Origin of the sequence: Streptomyces olindensis (genome assembly GCF_040645895.1) — a bacterium.
Classification (GTDB): domain Bacteria; phylum Actinomycetota; class Actinomycetes; order Streptomycetales; family Streptomycetaceae; genus Streptomyces; species Streptomyces olindensis.
Genome location: NZ_JBEYZD010000018.1, coordinates 53,100 through 74,749 on the forward strand (window position 1 = coordinate 53,100; position 21,650 = coordinate 74,749).

Below are 21,650 nucleotides of genomic sequence, written 5' to 3' on the forward strand. Positions count from 1 at the left end.
GATTCATGAGTGAGCGAGCTCTTCGCGGCACGCGCCTCGTGGTGACCAGCTACGAGACGGACCGCGGCATCGACTTGGCCCCGCGCCAGGCCGTGGAGTACGCATGCGAGAAGGGGCATCGCTTCGAGATGCCCTTCTCGGTCGAGGCGGAGATCCCGCCGGAGTGGGAGTGCAAGGTCTGCGGGGCCCAGGCACTCCTGGTGGACGGCGACGGCCCGGAAGAGAAGAAGGCCAAGCCCGCGCGTACGCATTGGGACATGCTGATGGAGCGACGCACCCGTGAGGAACTCGAAGAGGTCCTCGAGGAGCGTCTGGCGGTTCTGCGCTCCGGCGCGATGAACATCGCTGTTCATCCCCGGGACAGCCGCAAGTCGGCGTAAGTCCCTCCGGGGTCTGGCCGGAATAACAGCGCGTCAATGACCGCGGGCGCCGTACGTGACATGCGTACGGCGCCCGCGGTTTTCCGTTTGTACCGGCTGTTCAGTGCGTCAGCGGCGGACGCGGCTCCCGCGGGGCGTCCCCCGGCTCGTCCCGGATGACCTCGCCCTGGACGACCTTGCCGTCGGGGCGGTGCATACGGGCCTGCTGGAAGGCGCCGCCCAGCGTGCCCGCGTCGGCCTCGCGGAGCTTGCGCTCGAAGGTGCGCTCGGCGGAGCGGCTCACGGCCTTCTGGACCGGGGGAAGCAGCAGGAGCAGGCCCACCACGTCCGACACCAGGCCGGGGATCATCAGCAGCAGACCGCCCAGCATCATCAGGCCGTTGCCCTCGCTGTTCGGCCGCGCCGCCGCGGGCATCACACCGCTCTGCTGCTGTTGCAGCACCTCGGACAGCCTGCGGAAGGCGCGCCGGCCGGCCCGCTTGATGACGATCGAGCCGAGCACGAAGCCCGCCAGCAGGACGAGGAACACCACGAGCCCGTTCGACGCCCCCGCGACGAGCGTGAGCAGCCAGATCTCCAGCACGAGCCACGCGGCGATCCCCAGGGGCAGGAACGTGCGCAGTCGGGAGCGCCGGGGCCGGGCAGGGTGGCTGGGGGTCTGAGCACCAGTCGTCATGCCTCCAGTGTGCCTGGCCCCGGCTCAGCGCGGCATAAGCCCCCGATCAGGCGTTCCTGTCAGAGGCCGGAGCCGAAGCGGCCACGGCGGGGACATTCTCCGAAGCGAAAACGAGCGGCTACGGCTTGGACGGCTCGCCGCCGCGCCCCGTGACGGACGGCTTCGCGACGCGCCCCGTGACCTTGCCGACGCGCTCCCCCACCCCCCACGCCGTGACGCGCCACAGCGCCTCGACGAGGATGTCGCGGCTCATCTTGGAGTCGCCGAGTTCCCGCTCGACGAAGGTGATGGGCACCTCGACGACCTGGTAGCCGGCCTTGACGGCGCGGCGGGCGAGGTCGACCTGGAAGCAGTAGCCCTGCGAGGCGACCTCGTCGAGGCCGAGGCCCTCCAGGGTCTCGCGGCGGAAGGCGCGGTAGCCGCCGGTGATGTCGCGCAGCGGCAGGTCGAGCGCCAGCCGGGAGTAGAGGCTGCCGCCCCGGGAGATCACCTCGCGGGACTTCGGCCAGTTCACCACCCGGCCCCCCGGCACCCAGCGCGAGCCGAGCACCAGGTCGGCGCTCTTGAGGGCGGTGAGCAGACGGGGCAGTTCCTCGGGCTGGTGGGAGCCGTCGGCGTCCATCTCGACCAGCACGCCGTAGTCGCGCTCCAGGCCCCACCGGAAGCCCGCGAGGTAGGCGGCGCCCAGGCCCTCCTTGCCCTTGCGGTGCAGCACGTGGACGTGGTCGTCCTCGACGGCCAGCTCGTCGGCCAGCTTGCCCGTGCCGTCCGGACTGTTGTCGTCGGCCACCAGCACGTGCGCCTCGGGGACGGCCTCGCGCACCCGGCCGACGATGCTCTTGATGTTCTCCGCCTCGTTGTAGGTCGGGATGATCACCAAGGCCGTGCCGAGCGGGCCGAACTTCCTCCCCTGGGCTCCTGCCGCGAGGGTTCCGTCGCCGTCGTTCACTGCTGCCCCTTCATGTTCATACGCAGAGGTCCACCATAGTGGGCCCGGCCTGCGATGACGTGACAGGACGTTCGAATGGTGGTGTCGAATCCACAAGACGCGGGTAAGAGCGGCGCCTTGAGGGAGCGAGGGTACGGCGGATGGGGGCCCGGCGCCCTTCGGGCCGACCTGGGACCCGCTGGCTGCGGATCGACCGAAAGCCGTTGTCTACTGAGCGCCCGGGCCCCACCCGGGTCACACCTCCCCGACCGGCCGGAACGTTCCCTCGCCGCCGCGCCGGCCTGAGCCTGGCTCCCAGTGGCGGTGCCCCGGTGCGGCACACCGTCCCTGACCCGGCGGCGCTGCGGCGAGTGCGCGGACGGTCCCCGGTCGGGCGTCCGGTGGTGGACTCGGCCGAACCTACCGGCCCCCTGCGGCCGCCTGTCAACAGCCGTTCGACCTGCGCATTCCACGGCAAAGCCCTGGTCAGGGCCGAGGATGCGCAGGTCGCGCGCCGGGGGTGCGGCGCACGATCGCGTGCGCGCCACCCCCGTAGATCACTCGCCCGGCCCTACGAAGACCGTGCGCCCGCCCACCACGGTGCGCAGGCAGACGGGCAGGTCGCGGCCGGGGGTCAGGTCGGGCAGCCCCGGGGTGCCGGAGCGGGGGTCCGTCGACCAGCGGGCGACGCGGTCGTCGGGGGCCTGGACGACGAGTTCGCCGGTGCGCCACACGGCGTAGTCGGCGGGGGCGCCGGGGACCAGGACGCCCGCGTCGTCCCGTCCCACGGCCCGCCAGCCGCCGCGCGTGTGCGCCGTGAACGCGGCGCGCACGGAGACGCGGTGCTCCGGCGTGCGGTGGAAGGCCGCGGCCCGGACGGTGCCCCACGGGTCGAGCGGGGTGACCGGGCTGTCGGAGCCGAAGGCGAGCGGGACACCGGCGCGCAGCAGGGCGGCGAAGGGGTTCAGGCCCCGGGCCCGCTCCACCCCCAGGCGCTGCGCGTACATGCCGTCGTCGCCGCCCCACAGGGCGTCGAAGGCGGGCTGGACGGAGGCGGTGAGGCCGAGTTCGGCGAAGGCGGCGACGCTCTCGGGGGTGAGCATCTCGGCGTGTTCGATCCGGTGCCGGGCGGCCCGGATCCGCGCGAGGCCCAGCTTCTCGGCGGCGGCCCGCACGCCCTCGACCACGGTGTCCACGGCGGCGTCGCCGATGGCGTGGAACCCCGCCTGGAGGCCGGCCTCGGTGCAGGCGACCACGTGCGCGGCGACCGCGGCGGCGTCCAGGTAGGCCCTGCCGGTGTGCCCGGCGTCGGCGTACGGCTGGTGCAGGCAGGCCGTGTGCGAGCCGAGGGCGCCGTCGACGAACAGGTCGCCCGCGGCGCCGGCCGCGCCCAGTTCGCGCGCCTTGGCGACGTCCTGCTCGGCCCAGTAGCCGACGACGCGCGGGCCGGGCTCCTCGGCGGCCAGCCGCAGCAGGCCCGTGAAGTCGTCCTCGGAGGAGATCTCCGGGCCGGCGCACTCGTGGATCGTGCCGATGCCGAGCGAGACGGCGTGCGCGAGGGCCGCGCGCTGTGCCTCGGTGCGCTGCCCGGGCGTGACGGCGGCGTACGCGGCGGCGCGCACGGCGTGGTGGGCGTCGGCGGTGAGCGGCCCGTCCTCCCGGGTGACGCCGGGGACCAGGTCGAGCATTGCGGTCGTGACGACCGCCGAGTGGACGTCGATGCGGCTGAGGTAGAGGGGCCGGTGACCGGTGGCCTCGTCGAGCTCGGCCCGCGTCGGGGGCCGGCCGCCGGGCCAGCGGGCGGCGTCCCAGCCGTGCCCGAGCAGCACGCGGTCGTCGGGGCGGGCGGCGGCGAAGTCCCGCACGCGGGCGAGGGCGGCTTCGAGGGAGGGGGCGTCGGACAGGTCGAGCCCGGTCAGGGCGAGGCCGGTGGCGGTGGTGTGCACATGCGCGTCCGTGAACGCCGGGGTGACCAGCGCTCCGTACAGGTCGATCACCTCGTCGACCCCGTCGGCGAATGCCTCGGCGGCTCCCTCCGACCCGACCCAGGCGATCTGTCCCCGCTCCACGACCATCGCGGTAGCGAAAGGATCGGCGGGACTATGGACCTCACCACGACGAAGCAGAACCGTCTTCGCCGGCGCACTGGACTCACTCATGCAGCACAGTTTCACAGGGTCGCTTTCGGCGCCCTCTTCAGGGGCGCGGGGAACTGCGCGACCAGCCACACACGGCCCGCACCCGAGAACCGGCGCTCAGATCCGCGGCGGCCGCGCCTCGTACGGCGTGGACAGCACCACGGTCGTCCGCGTGGACACCCCGGCCAGCGACCGCACCCGCGCCAGCAGCTCCTCCAGCTCGTGGGGCGTGGCCACGCGCACCTTGAGGATGTAGTTCTCGTCCCCCGCGACGCTGTGGCAGGCCTCGATCTCCGGCACACCGGCCAGCCGGTCCGCGATGTCGTCCGGCGCGCTGGGATCGAACGGCTTCACCGAGATGAACGCCGTCATGGGCAGCCCCACCGCCTCGGGATCGACGACCGCGGCGTATCCGCGGATGACACCGCGCTGTTCCAGCCGTCGCACCCGCTGGTGCACGGCCGACGTGGACAGCCCCGTGGCCTTGCCCAGGTCGGTGTAGCTCATCCGCCCGTCCTTGACGAGCAGCTGCACGATCTGTCGGTCCAGCTCCTCCATGGCGCAAGAACCTACAGTGCGGCTGATCTCCTCGGATACCTGAGCAGCCCAGGTCATGCCCGGTTCGTGATGTGGCCGGAAGTCGACGGTCAGCCGTTCGGGGGACAAATCCGCCGCAGAGGGCACCTGCGTACGGCATGTGACGAACGCCACAGCGCTCGAACAGTCTCCGTAATGTTCTCGTGATTACCGCCGAGGGGGGACGGGAAGTGCTTGCTGTGGTCGAGGCCGCAGTGCCTGATACGGCCCAGCCCGAGGGGGAGTACCCAATGCAGAGTCTTAAGCGCCCTGGTCGCACCGCACCCAAGCGGCAGCAGCTCGTCGTCGAGCCCGAGCCGGAGGGTGTCGAACCCGACGCCTTCGACGACGAACTCGACGCCTACGACACGTTCGAGATGTTCCGGGTGATCTGCCCGGACTGCGCGCAGCCCATCGCCCTGCTGGCGGACGAGGAAGTCCTGCCGGAGCACGCGCTGTGCGCCTCGCCGTGGAACCCGTTCGGACTCACGGTCTGCGCCGGAACCGGCCGCAGGGCCGCGGACGCCCGCCCCGCGGACGAGTCGGTGGACCCTCAGGACCAGGACACCGCCCTGCTGTTGACGCTCCCTCAGGGACTGGACTGGCGGACCCAGCCCTTCTCGCATGTCGGCGGCCCGGGCTCACGCCCCATCAGGGTCCCGGTCATGCGCCGCCACGCGGCCTGAGCGCGGGCCTTCCTCGCCCGCTCGCTCCACCCCAGTAGCTGCCCCGCACCACGGCTCGTGGACTGCCGTGGTGCGGTTCAGTGTGTCCGGGTTCGCGGGCTGACGGCGGCCGGGTGCAGGGCCGGGCCCAGGGTGACAGCCCCGGGCCCGTTCGACGGACCGGCACCCCTGAAACGCACGCCCGATTCCACGTCCGGGTGACCTGTCCGGCCTCTGCCGCGTTGCCCTGGTATGACCCCCATCTCCTCAGCGACCGGGCGTCAGCGCCTCCTGTACGTCCCGCCGCCCGCAGAATCGGTTCGGCCCGCTCCGCCGCGTTATCAGGACCCGCCCATCTACCGCGACTTGATGCGGACCTGGGCGGAAGGCGGCCGCACCCTGCCGGGTCGGCACGACCCGGAGTGGATGCGGCTCGCGGCTCCCTGGCGGGGCCTCGACCAGTTCAGCGTCCCTCTGGACCCACGAGATGGCGGGCGATGACCATCCGCTGGATCTGGTTGGTGCCCTCCACGATCTGCAGCACCTTGGCCTCGCGCATGTAGCGCTCGGCCGGGAAGTCGGCGGTGTAGCCGTAGCCGCCGAGGATCTGCACGGCGTCGGTGGTGACCCGCATCGCCGTGTCGGTGCAGTGCAGTTTGGCCATGGCGGCCTGCCGGGCGAACGGCCGCCCCGCGTCCCGCAGTCGCGCCGCCGCGAGGTAGAGCGCGCGGCCCGCCTCGATCTGCGTCGCCATGTCCGCCAGCATGAACCGCAGCCCCTGGAAGTCGGCGATCGCCTTGCCGAACTGGCGCCGCTGCGCCGCGTACGCCAACGCCTCGTCGAGCGCGGCCTGGGCCACGCCGATCGCGCAGGCCGCGATGCCGAGCCGCCCGGAGTCGAGGGAGGACAGGGCGATCGCGAAGCCCTGCCCCTCCTCCCCGATGCGCCGGGCGTCGGAGACCCGGACGCCGTCGAAGTGGACCTGGGCCGTGGGCGAGCCCTTCATGCCCATCTTCTTCTCGGGCGGCGCGGCGCTCACCCCGGGCGCGTCGCCGGGCACCAGGAACGCGGTGATCCCGCGGGGGCCCTCCTCGCCGGTGCGCGCCATGACCGTGTAGAAGTCGGCGATGCCGCCGTGCGTGATCCAGGCCTTCGTGCCGGTGATCACCCAGTCGTCGCCGTCCCGGACGGCCCGGGTGCGCAGGGCGGCCGCGTCCGACCCCGAGTGCGGCTCGGAGAGGCAGTAGGCGCCGAGCAGGCCGCCGCCGAGCATCGCGGGCAGGTGCTCGACCTGCTGCTCCTTGGTGCCGTAGGCGGCGAGGGCGTAGGAGGCCAGGGAGTGGACGCTGACGCCGAGGCCGACGGTGAGGCGGGCCGCGGCGAGTTCCTCCAGGACCTGGAGGTAGACCTCGTAGGGCTGGTCGCCGCCGCCGTACTCGGAGTCGTACGGCAGGCCGAGCAGGCCGGAGCGCGAGAGCAGGGTGAAGAGTTCTCGGGGGAAGCGGCCGGCGTGCTCCTCCTCGGCCGCCTTCGGGACGATCTCCTGCTGCGCGATGTCGCGGACGAGTGAGATCAGGTCCCGGGCCTCCTCCGTGGGCAGTTGTCGGTCCACCGGCTGCGGGGCGCGGTCGGGCATGGCGACGCTCTCCTCCCTGTCGGGCAGTGGCGGACGGGCCCGTGGGTGGGGGCGGCGCCGCCGGGTCGTTCTGGTGCCTGGCCGATGCTTGCAGTCCCGGGTCTCGGAACGTGCTGACCAGCGGCTGTGCGCTGTGAGTATGCCCGATCGGAGGCATCTCGTCACCAGTTAACGACCGCTCACCTCAAGAATCGCACGACGGTGTCCGGAGCGGGGAAATTGGTCCGCACCATTGACCGAAGTGGTCTAGTCCTCCTACTGTTTCGCTCCACCGATTCACCGCGTTCATGCCAATCGGCGCGCGTTCCCTCTCCCCCGAGGAGACACCGGATGCACACCCCCGACCGCTCCCGCTTCCGGACCATCGTGTCCGCGGCCTGCTGCGCCGTCCTCGGCGCCGGTCTGCTGGCCGGCGCGGGCACCTCCGCCACCGCGGCGGCCTCGGCTCAGGAGGCCGCCGCAGCCTCGGAGGCGGCCCCCGGCCCGAAGGCCGCCGGCTCCAAGGTCATCGGGTACTTCACCGAATGGGGCACCTACGACCGCAAGTACCACGTCAAGAACATCGAGACGTCCGGCTCGGCGTCCCGGCTCACCCACATCAACTACGCCTTCGGCAACGTCACCGGCGGCAAGTGCGCCATGGGCGACGCCTACGCCGCGACCGACCGCGCCTACACCGCCGCCGAATCCGTCGACGGCAAGGCCGACACCTGGGACCAGCCGCTGCGCGGCAACTTCAACCAGCTGCGCAAGCTGAAGCAGAAGCACCCGGACCTCAAGGTCCTGTGGTCCTTCGGCGGCTGGACCTGGTCGGCCGGTTTCGGCGAGGCCGCGAAGAACCCGGCCGCCTTCGCCCAGTCCTGCTACGACCTGGTCGAGAACTCCAAGTGGGCCGACGTCTTCGACGGCATCGACATCGACTGGGAGTACCCGAACGCCTGCGGCGCCACCTGCGACACCAGCGGCAAGGCGGCCTTCCGGAACCTGATGCAGGCACTGCGCGCCAAGTTCGGCTCGAAGAACCTCGTCACCGCGGCGATCACCGCCGACGCCACCCCGGGCGGCAAGATCGACGCGGCGGACTACGCGGGCGCCGCCCGCTACGTCGACTGGTACCTGCCGATGACCTACGACTTCTTCGGCGCCTGGGACGCCACCGGCCCGACGGCCCCGCACTCGCCGCTGACCTCGTACGCCGGCATACCGAAGGCGGACAACCACAGCTCGGCGACGATCGCGAAGCTCAAGGGCCTCGGCATCCCCGCCTCGAAGCTGCTGCTCGGCATCGGCTTCTACGGCCGCGGCTGGACCGGCGTCACCCAGTCGGCCCCCGGCGGCACCGCGACCGGCCCGGCGGCGGGCACGTACGAGCAGGGCATCGAGGACTACAAGGTGCTCAAGGCCAAGTGCCCCGCGACGGGGACGGTGGCCGGCACGGCCTACGCCAAGTGCGGCAGCAACTGGTGGAGTTACGACACCCCGGCGACCATCGCGACCAAGATGAACTACAAGAACCAGCAGGGCCTGGGCGGCACGTTCTTCTGGGAGCTGAGCGGCGACGCGGCGAACGGTGAGCTGATCAAGGCCATGAAGTAGGGAAGCAGGCCGGAGCGGCACCGGGGGCGGAGGGTCCGTGGCGGATCCTCCGCCCCTGTCTCATGCGCCGCGGCGCGCGGGCTGGGGGGCCGGGTAGGCTGGGTCCAGATCCTCGATCGCGCGCAGGGCGCCGCCGAGCGTCTTCACCAGCAGCTCGCACATGGTCGCGCGGGGCAGTTCGGGGCGGTCGATCCATTCGAGGGTGGCGCCCTCGACGCTGCACACCCAGGACAGCAGGCCCATCCGCGCCAGCGGGGTGACGTCGGCGCGGCCGTACGCGCCCTCGGCGATGGTCGTGACGACGGCCTCGCGCACCCCGTCCCGGATGGCGTGCACCTCGGTGTCGAAGCCGACGCCGCCGCTGACGATCGTGCGGTACGCGGCCTGGTTCTGCTCGGCGTAGCGCAGATAGCTGTCGATGGTGCGCTGGACCCGGTCCACCGGGGGCAGTTCCAGTCCGCCGGCCGCCAGGGTGATCAGCTCGGTGACGGAGTCCTGGATGATGGCCAGGTAGTAGCCGCGCTTGGACTGGAAGTAGTAGTAGATCAGCCCCTTGGCGACGTGCGCCTGCCGGGCGATGTCGTCCATCGAGAGGGCGTCGTAGGACGTGTCGGCGAACAACCTCCGCCCGATGGCGATGAGTTCGGCACGGCGCGCCATCGAGCGCTCGGTGCCGCGGGCTCTGGGGCGCGCGGCAGGCTGGGGGCTGATATTCAATTTCGACCCTGGTCTCACGGGCGGGGGCGGGACATCCGCAGTATGGCAGGCGCCGGGGCCGGGGCGTGGGTCAGGTCACAGCAGTCCGAGCTGTGTCACGAGCATCGCGACGACCACCACGAGAGCCCAGCCCATGAGGTGCTCGACGATCTTCGGGCCGTCTTCCTGAGGGCCGCCGGTACGGACGCGGCCGGCGGTGGCGGAGTGCGCGGTCATGGCTTCTCGCTCGTTCGGTGGTGCGGACGGACTTCCCCCGAAGTTCCGTCCACCTTGCCACCCGGGGCGGCTTTTGCGGCCGAGAGCTTGGTCACACGCGTACGCCGACGGCTGCCAGGGCCTTGCTCTGCGCCGCGCCCGGACGCGCCGGGAAGTACAGGTAGCAGACGCCGCCCGTACCGGAGACGACCTTGCCGGAGGCGTTGTACCGCTTGGTCCGCAGCCAGATGTTCTCGAACTCGCGGCGCCGGTAGACCCGCCGCACGGCCTCGTTGCTCGCCGAGTAGGGGTCGTTGGCGATCACGTCGCCGCCGGCGGTGAAGCCGATGACGGTCATCAGGTGCCCGGCGGTGCCGTACCCGGCCCCGGTCAGCTCCTCCTTCAGGAAGGACTGGGACGTGATGACGGGGATGCCGGCCGCGATCAGCGTCTCCAGGTCGGCGAGCGAGCCGAGCCGGGTGACGACGCCGCCCAGGCCGTCGAACGTGGCCGCGTAGGCGGCGTTGAAGGGCCAGTTGCCGCAGCCGGCGTACTGGTGGTCGTAGGTGGACCGGGCCGCGTGGCAGACCTGCGGGTCGTCGTACGCCGGGTCCACCCAGGCGAGCTGCTCGGGGGTGAGCCGGCCGCCCCAGTACTCGACGACCATCTGGGAGGACGTCGGGCTGCACCAGGCCTCGCCGCCGTTGTCGTACTCGGGGTACCGGCCCTTGTGGATCTCCTGCGAGTACCGCGGGACGACCAGTTCCCGGGCGAGCCGGGGCTCGGATGCCGGGACGGTGAACCGGTCGGGGACGTCGGAGCCCATCGCGCCGAGGCGCCACACCGTGGGCGTGGCCTTGCTGCCCGGCCTGCGGTACAGGGTCAGCCGCAGCCGGTACGAGGCCAGGCGCAGTCCGGTCGACGGGTCGTCGAGCGCCAGGGTGTCGGTCCAGACGGTGCTCCTGCCGTCGCTCTGGTCGTCGACCGAGGTGCGACGGATGTCCTGGTCGCCGGCCGCCCACCGGCCCATCACGTACCAGGGGGTGCCGGTGCCGTCCGTGTAGGTGCCCTTGATCTCGGCCTGGAGCCAGGTGCCGGGCGGGGTGTGCGCGTTCCAGGAGACGACCGCCTCCGTCGCGGGGACGGCGAGCCGGTGCGCGGGGGACGTCCAGGTGCCGTACTCCCAGGGCGCGGTGGCGCCGGTGTGCGGGTCCGTGTAGTCGGTGGTGCCCGCGGGCGTCCCGATCACCACGCCTGGGCGGGCGCCCGCGACGGCCCGGGTGCCCTTGGCCGTGCCGCCGCACCAGTCGCCGTACGAGGTCCAGGCCCGGTTGTCGACGGTGCGGGCGGGGACCGCCCGGGCGGGGTCTGCGGTGTCGGTCGTCATGGGCGCCTCGGGGTCGGCGGCCGCGGGACCCGCGCTCGCCGTGACGGCGGCGGCGACCGCGGCGGCCAGGACGGTTCTGCGGGACGGCTGTTCGGCTCTGCGCATGGCGGGACCCCCGGAAGTCGGAGTCGGGCAGGGGCGGGGCAGGTCCGTGGCACGGTCGGTCGCACACGTGTGTGCGCCACATATGAGCACAGCCCGCCGGGTACTGCCAGCACCTCGACATGCGCCACGCCCACCAATATTGGCGTCGACCAGTGGCACGGGCCGAGGAGGCCGTCGTTAGAGTGCTGCGCGAGATGAATCCGCCCCTCCGCCCCGCCCCGGGGCCCGCCGTGCGCGACCTGGCCGCCCGGATCCGTCGCCTTCCCCCGTCCTGCGGCCCGGTCCGGCTCGTCGGCGTCGACGGGCACGCCGGCTCGGGGAAGAGCACGTTCACCGAGCAGCTGGCCGCGGCGCTGGGCGGTGCTCCGGTGCTGCGCCTCGACGACGTCGCCAGCCACGAGGAACTGTTCGACTGGACCGGGCGCCTGCTGGACCAGGTCATCGAACCGCTCTCCGAGGGCCGGACCGCGCACTACGCGCCCTACGACTGGCGAGCCCGTCGCTTCGGCGGCCCGCGGCCCCTCCCGCCCGCGCCGGTCGTGCTCGTGGAGGGTGTCGGCGCGGGACGCCGGGCGCTCCGCCCGCGCCTGGCGCTCCTGCTGTGGATGGAGCTGCCGCGCGAGGAGGCCTGGGCGCGGGGACGGTCGCGGGACGGGGAGGAACAGCGGGAGTTCTGGAACGGGTGGGTCCCGGCGGAACGCCGGCACTTCGCCGACGACCCCTCCCGGCCGTTCGCCGACCTCCTGGTGCGCCAGCGAGAGGAGGGGTACGAGGTTCTTCCGGGGCCCGCGGGATCCATTGGACCGGACCAGTCCCTCACTCAGGGTGACGGACCGCCCGCAGTGTGCTGAACTTGTGAAGGGCCTTGCGGAACAACTTGCCGGAGTGCTTCAACTCGGCTTGACCGGGGGGCCGTACAGGTCTTACGTTCTCAATGTGCGGCCATTCGGCGCCGCCCACTGACGCGAAGCCCCCGGTTGTTCCCCCGTGATCGGGGGCTTCGTTCTGTCCTCTTCCGGTTTTCCGGCCGCCGCGCGGCGTCGAACGCTCACCCTCGGTCACCGTGCACCTGTGCGCCGCATCCGCTCCCACCTCGCCGAACGGCCCGTGCGGCACCCTACGGGGGCGCCGCCCCCGCGGGTACGATGCCCTCGTTGCGACCTACGGACGGTTGCTTCGCGCACTGTGCAACTCCGGTCCGTGGCACAGCGGTTCGAAGAGGGCAGCCGGCTGGGGGGCGGCTCGTTGGCATACCGACGGGGGCACGGTTTGTGGGGGACGTGATGGACTTCGGCACGCAGGGCCCTCAGGCCCCGGCCGACCTCGCCTGGCTGCGAGGCGTGGATGCCTACACCATGGGTGCCTATCCGCAGGCGGAGGAGGAGTTCCGCACCGCCGTGCGGCTGGACGCCGGGATGGCCGACGGCTGGCTCGGACTGCACGCCCTGCGCGTCGACACCACGACCGCGCTGCTGAGGATGTTCCGCCACCGCGAGCGCTTCGGCGAGCAGCGCACGCGCTACCGCCGCACCCTCAACTCCTGGTACTGGCTGGGCTGGTGGGTGCAGCCCGTGCTGGAGAGCCCGCGCGACCTGCTGCTCGCGCACGCCTCCCACTGGCTGGATGGCCGCCACGTCCCCGAGCTGGACCGGGCCCTCGCCGGGCTGCCCCCCGTGGACACCGACCACCAGGTCCGCTTCCTGCACGCCTGCCGCGCCTACCTGGTCAAGGACTGGGAGCAGTTGGTCCGGCACACCGATCCGCTGCTCGACGATCCGATGCTCGGCATCGAGGCGGGCCTGTTCGGCGGCATGGCCCGGGTCCGGCTGGAGATGTACGGGCAGGCCGAACCACTGCTGTCGGCGGCCCTGATGCGCTGTCGCAGCGAGCAGCCCCAGCGCAAGGAGCTGCGCTACTGGCTGGCCCGGGCGCACGAGGGCACCGGCCGCAGCGCCGCAGCGCTCCCCCTCTACCGGGCCGTGCACCGCGTCGACCCGGCGTTCATGGACACTTCGGCGCGGCTCGCGGCGATCGCCGAGGGCGACGGCTACGAGGACGCCACCGACCTCGCGGCGATCACGCTCACCGGTGCCGGCCAGGACGCCATGGACGGGCCGGACGGGTTCGACCCGCTCTTCGGCACCGAGGGCCGCGACCTGCGACTGCCCGACCCCGAGCCGCCGGTCTCCCCTCCCCTGCCGCCGGTGGCCGCCCCGGCGTTCCGCGACAAGGGGGGCCCGTCACCGTCGCTGCCCGCCGGGCCCACCGACCCCGCGTTACTGGAGGAGGCGCTCGCCGAACTCGAACGCATGGTGGGGCTCGAGCCGGTGAAGCGCCAGGTCAAGGCGCTGTCCGCGCAGTTGAACATGGCCCGGCTGCGGGCCGGGCAGGGCCTTCCCGTCCAGCCGCCGAAACGCCACTTCGTCTTCTCCGGCCCCTCCGGAACCGGCAAGACCACCGTCGCCCGCATCCTCGGCCGTGTCTTCTACGCCCTCGGCCTGCTCGGCGGCGACCACCTGGTGGAGGCCCAGCGGGCCGACCTGGTCGGCGAGTACCTCGGGCAGACGGCCGTGAAGGCCAACGAACTGATCGACTCGGCGCTCGGTGGCGTGCTCTTCGTCGACGAGGCGTACTCGCTGTCCAACTCGGGCTACGGCAAGGGGGACGCGTACGGGGACGAGGCGCTCCAGGTGCTGCTGAAGCGGGCCGAGGACAACCGTGACCACCTCGTGGTGATCCTGGCCGGCTACCCGGAGGGCATGGACCGGCTGCTCGCGGCGAACCCGGGGCTGTCGTCCCGTTTCACGACCCGGGTCGATTTCCCGTCCTACCGTCCCCTCGAACTCACCGAGATCGGCAAGGTGCTGGCGGCGGAGAACGGGGACCTGTGGGACGAGGAGGCCCTCGACGAGCTGCGGTCCATCGCGGGGCACGTGGTGGACCAGGGGTGGATCGACGAGCTGGGCAACGGGCGGTTCCTGCGGACGCTGTACGAGAAGAGCTGCGCGTACCGGGATCTGCGGTTGTCGGTGTATCCCGGGGTGCTGGGGCGGGAGGACCTGGCGACGCTGCGGTTGCCGGATCTGATGCAGGCGTACGGGGAGGTGCTGTCCGGGCGGGGGCCGCAGGATCCGCCCGGACCGTGAGGCACCGGGCTTACGTGGCCAGGACCTCCTCGCCCGACCTCGGCTCGGTCAGCCGCACCTCGCGGACCTCCCGGTGTGCGGGGTCCCGCACCTCTCCCACCAGCAGCTCCAGCACGTCCTCCAGGGCGACCAGTCCGAGCACCCTGCCCGAGCCGTCGGCCACCTGCGCGAGGTGTGTCGCCGCCCGGCGCATCACGGTCAGCGCGTCGTCGAGCGGCAGTTCGGACCGCAGGGTCGTCATGGGCCGCCACAGCTGCTGCGGCACGGCCCGGTCCGAGTCCTCCAGGTCCAGGACGTCCTTGACGTGCAGGTAGCCCATGAAGGCGCCGTTGTCCGCGGCGACCGGGAAGCGGGAGTATCCCGTGCGGGCCGTCAGCTCGACGATCCGCCCGGGGGTGACCGACGGGCTGACCGTCACCAGGGACTCGCGCTTCAGCAGGACGTCCGTCACCGGGCGGGAGCCCAGTTCCAGGGCGTCCTCCAGGCGCTCGGCCTCCTCCGGGTCGAGCAGGCCCGCCTGGCCGGCGTCCTCCACCAGCCGGTTGAGCTGCTCGCTGGTGAAGACGGCCTCGACCTCGTCCTTGGGCTCGACGTGGAAGAGCCGCAGGATGCCCTGCGAGACCGCGCCGAGGGCGGCGGTGACAGGCTTGCAGAAACGGGCGAACCAGACCAGGCCGGGGCTCAGCCACAGCGCGGCCTTCTCCGGGGCCGCCATCGCCAGGTTCTTCGGGACCATCTCGCCGATGACGAGGTGGAAGAAGACGACCGTGGCCAGGGCGATGACATACCCGAGCGGGTGGATCATCGCGTGCGGCAGGTGGATCCACTCGAAGACCGGCTCCAGCAGGTGCGCCACCGTCGGCTCTGCGACCGCGCCGAGGGTCAGGGAGCACACGGTGATGCCGAACTGGGCCGCCGCCATCATCTGCGGCAGCCTCTCCAGGCCGTAGAGGACCTGCCGGGCGCGGGCGGTGCCGAGGGGTTCGATCTGGCTGCGGCGTACGGAGACCAGCGCGAACTCGGCGCCGACGAAGAAGCCGTTGGCGAGCACGAGCAGCGCCGCGAAGAGGAGTTGGAGCACGCTCATCGGACGGCCTCCGCCAGGGTGATCACCGGGGCCGTCCGCACGAGCCGGACCCGCTCCGCGCGGTAGTGGCCGACCTGGCGCACGGACAGCCGCCAGCCGGGCAGCTCCGCCTTGTCGCCGACGGCCGGGATGCGGCCCAGCAGGTCGGCGATCAGCCCGGCGACCGTCTCGTACGGCCCCTCGGGCACGTCGAGGCCTATGCGCTGCAGGACGTCGACCCGGCAGCTGCCGTCGACGTCCCAGGCGGGCCTGCCGTCCTCCGGCGGGGCGGAGGCCAGCTCGGGCAGGTCGTGCCCGTCGTGCTCGTCGCGGACCTCGCCGACGAGCTCCTCGACGATGTCCTCCAGCGTGACGACACCGGCCGTGCCGCCGTACTCGTCGACGACGACCGCGATGGGCTGCTCGCTGCGCAGGCGGGCGAGCAGCGGCCGTACGGGCAGGGTCTCGGGGACGAGCAGCGCCGGGCGGGCGATGCGGCCGACGGGGGTGCGCAGCCGGTCCTGCACGGGCACGGCCAGGGCGTCCTTGAGGTGGACCATGCCGACGACCTCGTCGATCCGCTCCCGGTAGACGGGGAAGCGGGACAGGCCGGTGGCGCGGGTCAGGTTGACGACGTCCTCGGCGGTGGCGGAGGACTGCAGGGCGCTGACCTTCACGCGCGGCGTCATCACATGCTGCGCGGTCAGCTCACCGAGAGACAGGGTGCGGACGAAGAGGTCGGCCGTGTCCTGTTCGAGGGCGCCGGCCCGGGCCGAGTGGCGGGCCAGCGAGACGAGTTCGCCGGGGGTGCGGGCGGAGGCCAGCTCCTCGGCCGGCTCGAAGCCCAGGGCCCGGACGAGCCGGTTCGCGACGGCGTTCAGGCCCGCGATGACCGGGCGGAACAGCCGGGCGAAGACGTGCTGCGGGCCCGCGACGAAACGCGCGACCTGCAGCGGCCGGGACACGGCCCAGTTCTTGGGCAGGAGCTCGCCGATCACCATCTGCACGGCGGAGGCCAGCAGCATGCCGACGACGACCGTGACTCCGGAGACGGCTCCCTCGGGAACGCCGATCGAGGTGAACGGGCCGTGCAGCAGTTCGGCGAGCGCCGGTTCGGCGAGCATGCCGACGACGAGGGAGGTGATGGTGATGCCGAGCTGGGTGCCGGAGAGCTGGAAGGACAGTTCCTTGAGTGATTCGACGACGCGGTGGGCGCGCCGGTCGCCCTCGGCGGCGGCCTTCTCGGCCTCCGGCCGCTCGACCGTCACGAGTCCGAACTCGGCCGCCACGAAGAATCCGTTGGCGAGAATCAGCAGGAACGCGGCTGCCAGGAGCAGCAGGGGGATGGTCATGATGCCGCCGCCTCCGCACGGTCGCGGACACGGTCCGCGCTATGTCGGCAGGGGGCGGCGCAGGTACTGCAGGACGATCCGTCCATCGCCGGAGAGGGTCACTCCTCGGTTAGCAGGAAGCCTCTGCGCACCGGGCGGGGCAGCAGCGGCGGAGGCGCGTCCTTTGCGCCTCCGCCAACAGATTAATCAAGACACGGCCCGGTGCGGCAGTGGCGACCGCCCTGTGGATGTCCCGGATCAGCCGTGCCGCGGCTCGGGGTCCGTGAGAGAACGGGCCTCGGCGAGTGCCCGCAGGGCGCGGGCGTCGGCGATGGCGCGCTGCTTGGCGAGGCCCGGCTGGATGCCCAGGGCGGGCAGGCTGGTGCCGTCGCTGAGGTTGAGGAACACCCAGGGGTCGCCGGGCCGGAGGGTCACCTGGAGGATCTCCGCCCACGCCAGCCGGCGCTTGTTCGTGAGGTTCACCACGGTGACGCCGTCCTCGTCGGCGACGACCTTGGGCCGCGCGAGCAGGAGCAGCACGGCGTCCAGCAGGAGCGCCGTGACGACGAAACTGAGGCGCTCGGCGGGGCTGAGCTGCTTCAGCAGCATCGCGACGGCCGTGATCACCACGAAGATGGCGACGGCGGCGGTGAGCAGCACCGCGCGGGTGCTGCCCGGCCGGAACGTGACGGGCAGGGTGGGCAGGTCGGACATCTCGCGTACGCCCCTCAGAGACGGCAGGCGTGGATGGCCGTGGTCAGGATGGCCCGGGCGCCGATGTCGTAGAGGTCGTCCATGATCCGCTGGGCTTCCTTGGCGGGGACCATGGCGCGGACGGCGACCCAGCCCTCGTTGTGCAGCGGGGAGACGGTCGGCGACTCCAGGCCGGGGGTGAGGGCGACGGCCTTCTCCAGCTGCTCGACGCGGCAGTCGTAGTCCATCATCACGTACGTCCGGGCGACCAGGACGCCCTGGAGGCGGCGCAGGAACTGCTGGACCTTGGGGTCGTCGCCGTCCGCGCCGGTGCGGCGGATCACGACGGCCTCGGACTGCATGATCGGCTCGGCGACGACCTCCAGGCCCGCGTTGCGCAGCGAGGTGCCGGTCTCGACGACGTCGGCGATGACCTGGGCGACGCCGAGCTGGATGGCGGTCTCGACGGCGCCGTCGAGGTGGACGACGGAGGCGTCGATGCCGTGCTCGGCGAGGTGGCCGGCGACGATGCCCTCGTAGGAGGTGGCGACCGTCTTGCCCGCCAGGTCGGCGAGGCCGCTGATGGTGCCGGGCTTGCTCGCGTAGCGGAAGGTGGAGCGGGCGAAGCCGAGCGGGAGGATCTCCTCGGCGTCGGCGCCCGAGTCGATCAGGAGGTCCCGGCCGGTGAGGCCGATGTCGAGCTGGCCCGAAGCGACGTAGATCGCGATGTCGCGGGGGCGCAGGTAGAAGAACTCGACCTCGTTGGTCGGGTCGACGATCCGCAGTTCCTTGGACTCCCGGCGCTGCTGGTAGCCGGCCTCATGCAGCATCTCCGCCGCAGGGCCGGAGAGGGAACCCTTGTTGGGGACGGCGATGCGCAGCATGAGGTCGGCTTCCTTTGCGTGGTGTCGTGCGGGAACGGTTGTGCGGCTTACAGGTGGGCGTAGACGTCGTCGAGGGAGATGCCGCGGGCGACCATCATCACCTGAACGTGGTACAGCAGCTGCGAGATCTCCTCGGCGGCCGCCTCCTTGCCCTCGTACTCGGCGGCCATCCACACCTCGGCGGCCTCCTCGACGACCTTCTTGCCGATGGCGTGGACGCCCTTCTCGACCAGTTCTGCGGTGCGGGAAGTGGCGGGGTCGCCGTGGGCGGCCTTGTGCTGGAGCTCGGTGAAGAGCTCCTCGAACGTCTTCTTGGACATGGTGACGCTCAGCCTATGCCACAGGTGCGGTTCGTCAGCGCCAGGGTTCGGATACTGAGCGGAGCGTGGCCGCGGTCGCCACCGCCGCGGTCACCGCCTCGTGGCCCTTGTCCTCGCTGGAGCCCTCGATGCCCGCGCGGTCCAGGGCCTGCTCCTCGGTGTCGCAGGTCAGCACGCCGAAGCCGACGGGGACGCCGGTGTCGACGGACACCTGGGTGAGGCCCTGGGTGACGCCCTGGCACACGTACTCGAAGTGGGGGGTGCCGCCGCGGATGACGACGCCGAGGGCGACGATCGCGTCGTAGCCGCGGCCCGCGAGGACCTTGGCGACGACCGGGAGTTCCCAGCTGCCGGGGACCCTGAGCAGGGTCGGCTCGTCGATGCCCAGGTCGTGCAGGGCGCGCAGGGCGCCGTCGACCAGTCCGTCCATCACCTTCTCGTGCCACTGCGCCGCGATGACGGCGACCCGGAGGTCACCCACATTGCGTACGGACAGTTCCGGTGCACCCTTGCCGCTCACGTTGCTCCCTCTGTGCTCTCTTACTGGTTGCCGCAGGCCGGCACGGTGGTGGTCGTGTCCAGCCAGGGCAGGTCGTGGCCCATCCGGTCCCGCTTGGTGCGCAGGTAGCGGAGGTTGTGCTCGCCGGCGCTCACCGGCATCGGCACACGGGCCTTGACCGTGATGCCGTGGCGGACGAGCGCGTCGGTCTTGTCGGGGTTGTTGGTCAGCAGGCGGACGCCGCGTACGCCGAGGTCGGCGAGGATCTGGGCGCCGGCCGCGTAGTCGCGGGCGTCGGCGGGCAGGCCGAGTTCGAGGTTGGCGTCGAGCGTGTCGCGGCCGCGCTCCTGGAGTTCGTAGGCGCGCAGCTTGGACATCAGGCCGATGCCGCGGCCCTCGTGTCCGCGCAGGTAGACGACCACTCCGCGGCCCTCGGACTGGATGCGGGCCAGGGAGGCGTCGAGCTGGGGGCCGCAGTCGCAGCGGGCCGAGCCGAAGACGTCGCCGGTGAGGCATTCGGAGTGGACGCGGACCAGGACGTCCTGGCCGTCGCCGATGTCGCCGTGCACCAGGGCGACGTGCTCGACGCCGTCGACGGTGGAGCGGTAGCCGTAGGCGGTGAAGGTGCCGTGGGCGGTGGGCAGTTGGGTCTTCGCCTCGCGGCGGACGGTGGGTTCGCTGCTGCGGCGGTAGGCGATCAGGTCCTCGATGGAGATGATCGTCAGGCCGTGCTTGCGGGCGAAGGGGACCAGCTCGGGCAGGCGCAGCATGCGGCCGTCCTCGCCGGCGATCTCGACGATGGCGCCGGCCGGGCGCAGGCCCGCGAGGCGGGCGAGGTCGACGGCTGCCTCGGTGTGGCCGTTGCGGGTGAGGACGCCGCCGGCCCGGGCGCGCAGCGGGAAGATGTGGCCGGGGCGGACGAAGTCGTCGGGCCCGGACACGCCGTCGGCGAGCAGGCGGAGCGTGGTGGCGCGGTCGGAGGCGGAGATGCCGGTGCTCACGCCGTGGGCGGCGGAGGCGTCGACGGAGACCGTGAAGGCGGTCTTCATCGACTCGGTGTTGTCGTCGACCATCTGCGGCAGGCGCAGCCGGTCCAGTTCGTCGCCCTCCATGGGGGCGCAGATCAGGCCGCGGCACTCGCTCATCATGAAGGCGACGATCTCGGGGGTGGCCTTCTCGGCGGCGATGACGAGGTCGCCCTCGTTCTCCCGGTCCTCGTCGTCGACGACCACGACCGGGCGGCCCGCCGCGATGTCGGCGATGGCCTGCTCGACGGGGTCGAGCGCGAGGTCCTCGAACTCACCGTCGGTGCTGTACAGGATCGGTGCCGTGCTCATGCCGGCGCTCCTTCCAGGGTGGGCTGTGCTGCCGCGCGCGAGCGCAGCCACCAGTCGCGCAGGCCCCACAGGACGAGCGCGCCGTAGATGACGTAGACGAAGCCGGAGAAGGCGTAGCCGTTGGCGAAGTTGAGGGGGACGCCGACGAGGTCGACGAGGAGCCAGGCGAACCAGAACTCGACCATGCCGCGGGCCTGGGCGTACATCGCGACGATCGTGCCGACGAAGATGTAGGCGTCCGGCCAGGGGTCCCAGGACAGGGTGGGGTAGGCCTTGAAGAGCAGGGCCACCGCGACCGTGCCGGCGGCGGCCGCGGCGGCCATCGCGGCGCGCTCGCGCCAGGTGGCGAACCGTACGGCGATGTGGCCGTCCTCGCCCTGGCCCTTGCCGCGCTGCCACTGCCACCAGCCGTAGAGGGCGACGACCATGACGACGGCCTGCTTGCCCGCGCTGCCGGTGAGGTGGCCGAAGAAGGCGCCGAAGAGGATGAGGCCGGCCAGGAACTGCACGGGCCAGGTCCAGATGGAGCGCCGCCAGCCGAGGGCGAGGGCGGCCAGGCCGAAGAGGTTGCCTACCATGTCGGACCAGAGGATGTGCTGGCCGAAGAGGACGAACGCCTCGGAGTTCAGCTCGTTCACCGGGTCACCCCTTGCGCGCCGTCGGCCGCGCCCTGCGCACGGTCGCCCAGCATCCGCTCGACGTACTTGGCGATGACGTCGACCTCGAGGTTGACCGGGTCGCCGGGCTGCTTGTGGCCGAGCGTGGTCAGGTCGAGGGTGGTGGGGATGAGGCTGACGGTGAAGTAGTCGGGGCCGGCGTCGACGACGGTGAGGCTGATGCCGTCGACGGTGATGGAGCCCTTCTCGACGACGTACCGGGTGAGGTCCGCGGGGAGGGAGATCTTCACGATCTCCCAGTGCTCGGACGGCTTCCGCTCCAGGATGTCGCCGGTGCCGTCGACGTGGCCCTGGACGATGTGCCCGCCGAGGCGTTCGCCGACGGCCATGGGGCGTTCGAGGTTGACCCGGGAGCCGGCCTTCAGGGCGCCGAGGCTGGAGCGGTTCAGGGTCTCGGCCATGACGTCGGCGGTGAACTCGTCGCCCTCGTGGTCGACGACCGTGAGGCAGACGCCGTTGACGGCGATGGAGTCGCCGTGTTTCGCGCCTTGGGTGACGACGGGGCCGCGCAGGCGGAAGCGACAGGCGTCGTCGAGGGTCTCGACGGCGGTGACCTCGCCCAGCTCTTCGACGATTCCGGTGAACACTTCCCGGGTCCTCCTGCCTCTTCGGGCACGGACTCCGGGGCTGTCGATGACGACAGAAGGTACGAGCGGGAACACCGGGGACGACGCCGGATGGAGTCCGCCCTCAGGACG

23 protein-coding genes are annotated in these 21,650 nt (G+C 71.9%); 6 read left to right on the forward strand and 17 right to left on the reverse strand.

Annotation, left to right across the window (positions count from 1 at the left end; genetic code table 11):
* Positions 1-5: 5 nt before the first annotated feature.
* Positions 6-380, forward strand: a complete 375-nt coding sequence (locus ABZ948_RS14095) for an RNA polymerase-binding protein RbpA (protein ID WP_003977404.1) — start codon at positions 6-8, stop codon at positions 378-380.
* A gap of 100 nt (positions 381-480) precedes the next feature.
* Here ABZ948_RS14095 and fxsA read toward each other — a convergent pair whose 3' ends face one another.
* The 4 genes from fxsA to ABZ948_RS14115 form a co-directional block, all read right to left on the reverse strand.
* On the reverse strand, positions 481-1,056 hold the full coding sequence (gene fxsA, locus ABZ948_RS14100; RefSeq protein WP_359759262.1) for an FxsA family membrane protein: 576 nt from the start codon (positions 1,054-1,056) through the stop codon (positions 481-483).
* Between the two features lie 118 nt (positions 1,057-1,174).
* On the reverse strand, positions 1,175-2,005 hold the full coding sequence (locus ABZ948_RS14105) for a polyprenol monophosphomannose synthase (RefSeq protein WP_359759263.1): 831 nt from the start codon (positions 2,003-2,005) through the stop codon (positions 1,175-1,177).
* Between the two features lie 536 nt (positions 2,006-2,541).
* Complete coding sequence (locus tag ABZ948_RS14110; protein ID WP_359759265.1) at positions 2,542-4,143, reverse strand: amidohydrolase; 1,602 nt, start codon at positions 4,141-4,143, stop codon at positions 2,542-2,544.
* 96 nt (positions 4,144-4,239) lie between these two features.
* On the reverse strand, positions 4,240-4,680 hold the full coding sequence (locus tag ABZ948_RS14115; protein WP_006136660.1) for an Lrp/AsnC family transcriptional regulator: 441 nt from the start codon (positions 4,678-4,680) through the stop codon (positions 4,240-4,242).
* A gap of 269 nt (positions 4,681-4,949) precedes the next feature.
* Here ABZ948_RS14115 and ABZ948_RS14120 point away from each other — a divergent pair, with 269 nt between their 5' ends.
* On the forward strand, positions 4,950-5,384 hold the full coding sequence (locus tag ABZ948_RS14120; protein WP_359759267.1) for a hypothetical protein: 435 nt from the start codon (positions 4,950-4,952) through the stop codon (positions 5,382-5,384).
* 231 nt (positions 5,385-5,615) lie between these two features.
* The gene (locus ABZ948_RS40925; protein ID WP_078615159.1) at positions 5,616-5,864 is read left to right on the forward strand and encodes a hypothetical protein; all 249 of its coding nucleotides are present in this window, start codon (positions 5,616-5,618) and stop codon (positions 5,862-5,864) included.
* Here ABZ948_RS40925 and ABZ948_RS14125 read toward each other — a convergent pair.
* Positions 5,827-6,999 carry an acyl-CoA dehydrogenase family protein gene (locus ABZ948_RS14125; RefSeq protein ID WP_359759269.1) on the reverse strand — a complete coding sequence of 391 codons (1,173 nt, stop codon included), beginning with the start codon at positions 6,997-6,999 and terminating at the stop codon, positions 5,827-5,829. The two genes, ABZ948_RS40925 and ABZ948_RS14125, sit on opposite strands and share 38 nt — an antisense overlap.
* 330 nt (positions 7,000-7,329) lie before the next feature.
* On the opposite strand from ABZ948_RS14125, the gene ABZ948_RS14130 reads away from it, so the two are divergent.
* Positions 7,330-8,595: a glycoside hydrolase family 18 protein gene (locus ABZ948_RS14130; protein ID WP_359759271.1), complete on the forward strand. Its 1,266-nt coding sequence runs from the start codon at positions 7,330-7,332 to the stop codon at positions 8,593-8,595.
* A 60-nt stretch (positions 8,596-8,655) separates the two neighbouring features.
* Here the strand turns inward: ABZ948_RS14130 and ABZ948_RS14135 are convergent, their stop codons facing one another.
* The 3 genes from ABZ948_RS14135 to ABZ948_RS14145 all read right to left on the reverse strand — a co-directional run bounded on the left by ABZ948_RS14135 (position 8,656) and on the right by ABZ948_RS14145 (position 10,999).
* Entirely contained in the window at positions 8,656-9,312 is a 657-nt protein-coding gene (locus ABZ948_RS14135) for a TetR/AcrR family transcriptional regulator (protein WP_359759273.1), read from the reverse strand.
* Positions 9,313-9,387: 75 nt separating this feature from the next.
* The gene (locus ABZ948_RS14140; RefSeq protein ID WP_359759275.1) at positions 9,388-9,528 is read right to left on the reverse strand and encodes an SCO1431 family membrane protein; all 141 of its coding nucleotides are present in this window, start codon (positions 9,526-9,528) and stop codon (positions 9,388-9,390) included.
* Between the two features lie 91 nt (positions 9,529-9,619).
* Positions 9,620-10,999, reverse strand: a complete 1,380-nt coding sequence (locus ABZ948_RS14145) for a C39 family peptidase (protein WP_359759277.1) — start codon at positions 10,997-10,999, stop codon at positions 9,620-9,622.
* Between the two features lie 194 nt (positions 11,000-11,193).
* Between ABZ948_RS14145 and ABZ948_RS14150 the strand changes: the two genes are divergently transcribed.
* The gene (locus ABZ948_RS14150) at positions 11,194-11,850 is read left to right on the forward strand and encodes a uridine kinase family protein (RefSeq protein ID WP_359759279.1); all 657 of its coding nucleotides are present in this window, start codon (positions 11,194-11,196) and stop codon (positions 11,848-11,850) included.
* 432 nt (positions 11,851-12,282) lie between these two features.
* The gene (locus ABZ948_RS14155; protein WP_359759281.1) at positions 12,283-14,145 is read left to right on the forward strand and encodes an AAA family ATPase; all 1,863 of its coding nucleotides are present in this window, start codon (positions 12,283-12,285) and stop codon (positions 14,143-14,145) included.
* A gap of 10 nt (positions 14,146-14,155) precedes the next feature.
* Here ABZ948_RS14155 and ABZ948_RS14160 read toward each other — a convergent pair whose 3' ends face one another.
* From ABZ948_RS14160 to ABZ948_RS14200, 9 genes are all read right to left on the reverse strand, one after another.
* Entirely contained in the window at positions 14,156-15,232 is a 1,077-nt protein-coding gene (locus ABZ948_RS14160) for a hemolysin family protein (RefSeq protein WP_359759282.1), read from the reverse strand.
* Positions 15,229-16,563 carry a hemolysin family protein gene (locus tag ABZ948_RS14165; protein WP_359759284.1) on the reverse strand — a complete coding sequence of 445 codons (1,335 nt, stop codon included), beginning with the start codon at positions 16,561-16,563 and terminating at the stop codon, positions 15,229-15,231. The genes ABZ948_RS14160 and ABZ948_RS14165 overlap by 4 nt, the downstream gene beginning before the upstream one ends.
* Positions 16,564-16,800: 237 nt before the next feature.
* Positions 16,801-17,256 (reverse strand): PH domain-containing protein, encoded by a 456-nt coding sequence (locus ABZ948_RS14170; protein WP_359759286.1) that lies wholly within the window; start codon positions 17,254-17,256, stop codon positions 16,801-16,803.
* A 14-nt stretch (positions 17,257-17,270) separates the two neighbouring features.
* Positions 17,271-18,119, reverse strand: a complete 849-nt coding sequence (gene hisG, locus ABZ948_RS14175) for an ATP phosphoribosyltransferase (protein ID WP_359759288.1) — start codon at positions 18,117-18,119, stop codon at positions 17,271-17,273.
* Positions 18,120-18,166: 47 nt separating this feature from the next.
* Positions 18,167-18,439: a phosphoribosyl-ATP diphosphatase gene (locus ABZ948_RS14180; RefSeq protein ID WP_048458133.1), complete on the reverse strand. Its 273-nt coding sequence runs from the start codon at positions 18,437-18,439 to the stop codon at positions 18,167-18,169.
* Between the two features lie 34 nt (positions 18,440-18,473).
* Entirely contained in the window at positions 18,474-18,959 is a 486-nt protein-coding gene (gene ribH, locus ABZ948_RS14185) for a 6,7-dimethyl-8-ribityllumazine synthase (protein ID WP_004002733.1), read from the reverse strand.
* Positions 18,960-18,979: 20 nt separating this feature from the next.
* The gene (locus ABZ948_RS14190; protein WP_359759290.1) at positions 18,980-20,275 is read right to left on the reverse strand and encodes a bifunctional 3,4-dihydroxy-2-butanone-4-phosphate synthase/GTP cyclohydrolase II; all 1,296 of its coding nucleotides are present in this window, start codon (positions 20,273-20,275) and stop codon (positions 18,980-18,982) included.
* Complete coding sequence (locus tag ABZ948_RS14195; protein WP_359759292.1) at positions 20,272-20,913, reverse strand: nicotinamide mononucleotide transporter family protein; 642 nt, start codon at positions 20,911-20,913, stop codon at positions 20,272-20,274. The genes ABZ948_RS14190 and ABZ948_RS14195 overlap by 4 nt, the downstream gene beginning before the upstream one ends.
* Positions 20,910-21,539, reverse strand: a complete 630-nt coding sequence (locus ABZ948_RS14200; RefSeq protein WP_359759294.1) for a riboflavin synthase — start codon at positions 21,537-21,539, stop codon at positions 20,910-20,912. The genes ABZ948_RS14195 and ABZ948_RS14200 overlap by 4 nt, the downstream gene beginning before the upstream one ends.
* Positions 21,540-21,650 lie beyond the last annotated feature (111 nt).

Coding starts and splice junctions, on each gene's coding strand:
- ABZ948_RS14140 (WP_359759275.1), bottom strand. CDS start 9,528: ATGACCGCGCACTCCGCCACCGCCGGCCGCGTCCGTACCGGCGGCCCT.
- ABZ948_RS14130 (WP_359759271.1), top strand. CDS start 7,330: ATGCACACCCCCGACCGCTCCCGCTTCCGGACCATCGTGTCCGCGGCC.
- ABZ948_RS40925 (WP_078615159.1), top strand. CDS start 5,616: ATGACCCCCATCTCCTCAGCGACCGGGCGTCAGCGCCTCCTGTACGTC.
- ABZ948_RS14120 (WP_359759267.1), top strand. CDS start 4,950: ATGCAGAGTCTTAAGCGCCCTGGTCGCACCGCACCCAAGCGGCAGCAG.
- ABZ948_RS14155 (WP_359759281.1), top strand. CDS start 12,283: ATGGACTTCGGCACGCAGGGCCCTCAGGCCCCGGCCGACCTCGCCTGG.
- ABZ948_RS14125 (WP_359759269.1), bottom strand. CDS start 6,999: ATGCCCGACCGCGCCCCGCAGCCGGTGGACCGACAACTGCCCACGGAG.
- ABZ948_RS14145 (WP_359759277.1), bottom strand. CDS start 10,999: ATGCGCAGAGCCGAACAGCCGTCCCGCAGAACCGTCCTGGCCGCCGCG.
- ABZ948_RS14180 (WP_048458133.1), bottom strand. CDS start 18,439: ATGTCCAAGAAGACGTTCGAGGAGCTCTTCACCGAGCTCCAGCACAAG.
- ABZ948_RS14170 (WP_359759286.1), bottom strand. CDS start 17,256: ATGTCCGACCTGCCCACCCTGCCCGTCACGTTCCGGCCGGGCAGCACC.
- ABZ948_RS14095 (WP_003977404.1), top strand. CDS start 6: ATGAGTGAGCGAGCTCTTCGCGGCACGCGCCTCGTGGTGACCAGCTAC.
- ABZ948_RS14190 (WP_359759290.1), bottom strand. CDS start 20,275: ATGAGCACGGCACCGATCCTGTACAGCACCGACGGTGAGTTCGAGGAC.
- ABZ948_RS14110 (WP_359759265.1), bottom strand. CDS start 4,143: ATGAGTGAGTCCAGTGCGCCGGCGAAGACGGTTCTGCTTCGTCGTGGT.
- ABZ948_RS14165 (WP_359759284.1), bottom strand. CDS start 16,563: ATGACCATCCCCCTGCTGCTCCTGGCAGCCGCGTTCCTGCTGATTCTC.
- ABZ948_RS14115 (WP_006136660.1), bottom strand. CDS start 4,680: ATGGAGGAGCTGGACCGACAGATCGTGCAGCTGCTCGTCAAGGACGGG.
- hisG (WP_359759288.1), bottom strand. CDS start 18,119: ATGCTGCGCATCGCCGTCCCCAACAAGGGTTCCCTCTCCGGCCCTGCG.
- fxsA (WP_359759262.1), bottom strand. CDS start 1,056: ATGACGACTGGTGCTCAGACCCCCAGCCACCCTGCCCGGCCCCGGCGC.
- ABZ948_RS14150 (WP_359759279.1), top strand. CDS start 11,194: ATGAATCCGCCCCTCCGCCCCGCCCCGGGGCCCGCCGTGCGCGACCTG.
- ABZ948_RS14160 (WP_359759282.1), bottom strand. CDS start 15,232: ATGAGCGTGCTCCAACTCCTCTTCGCGGCGCTGCTCGTGCTCGCCAAC.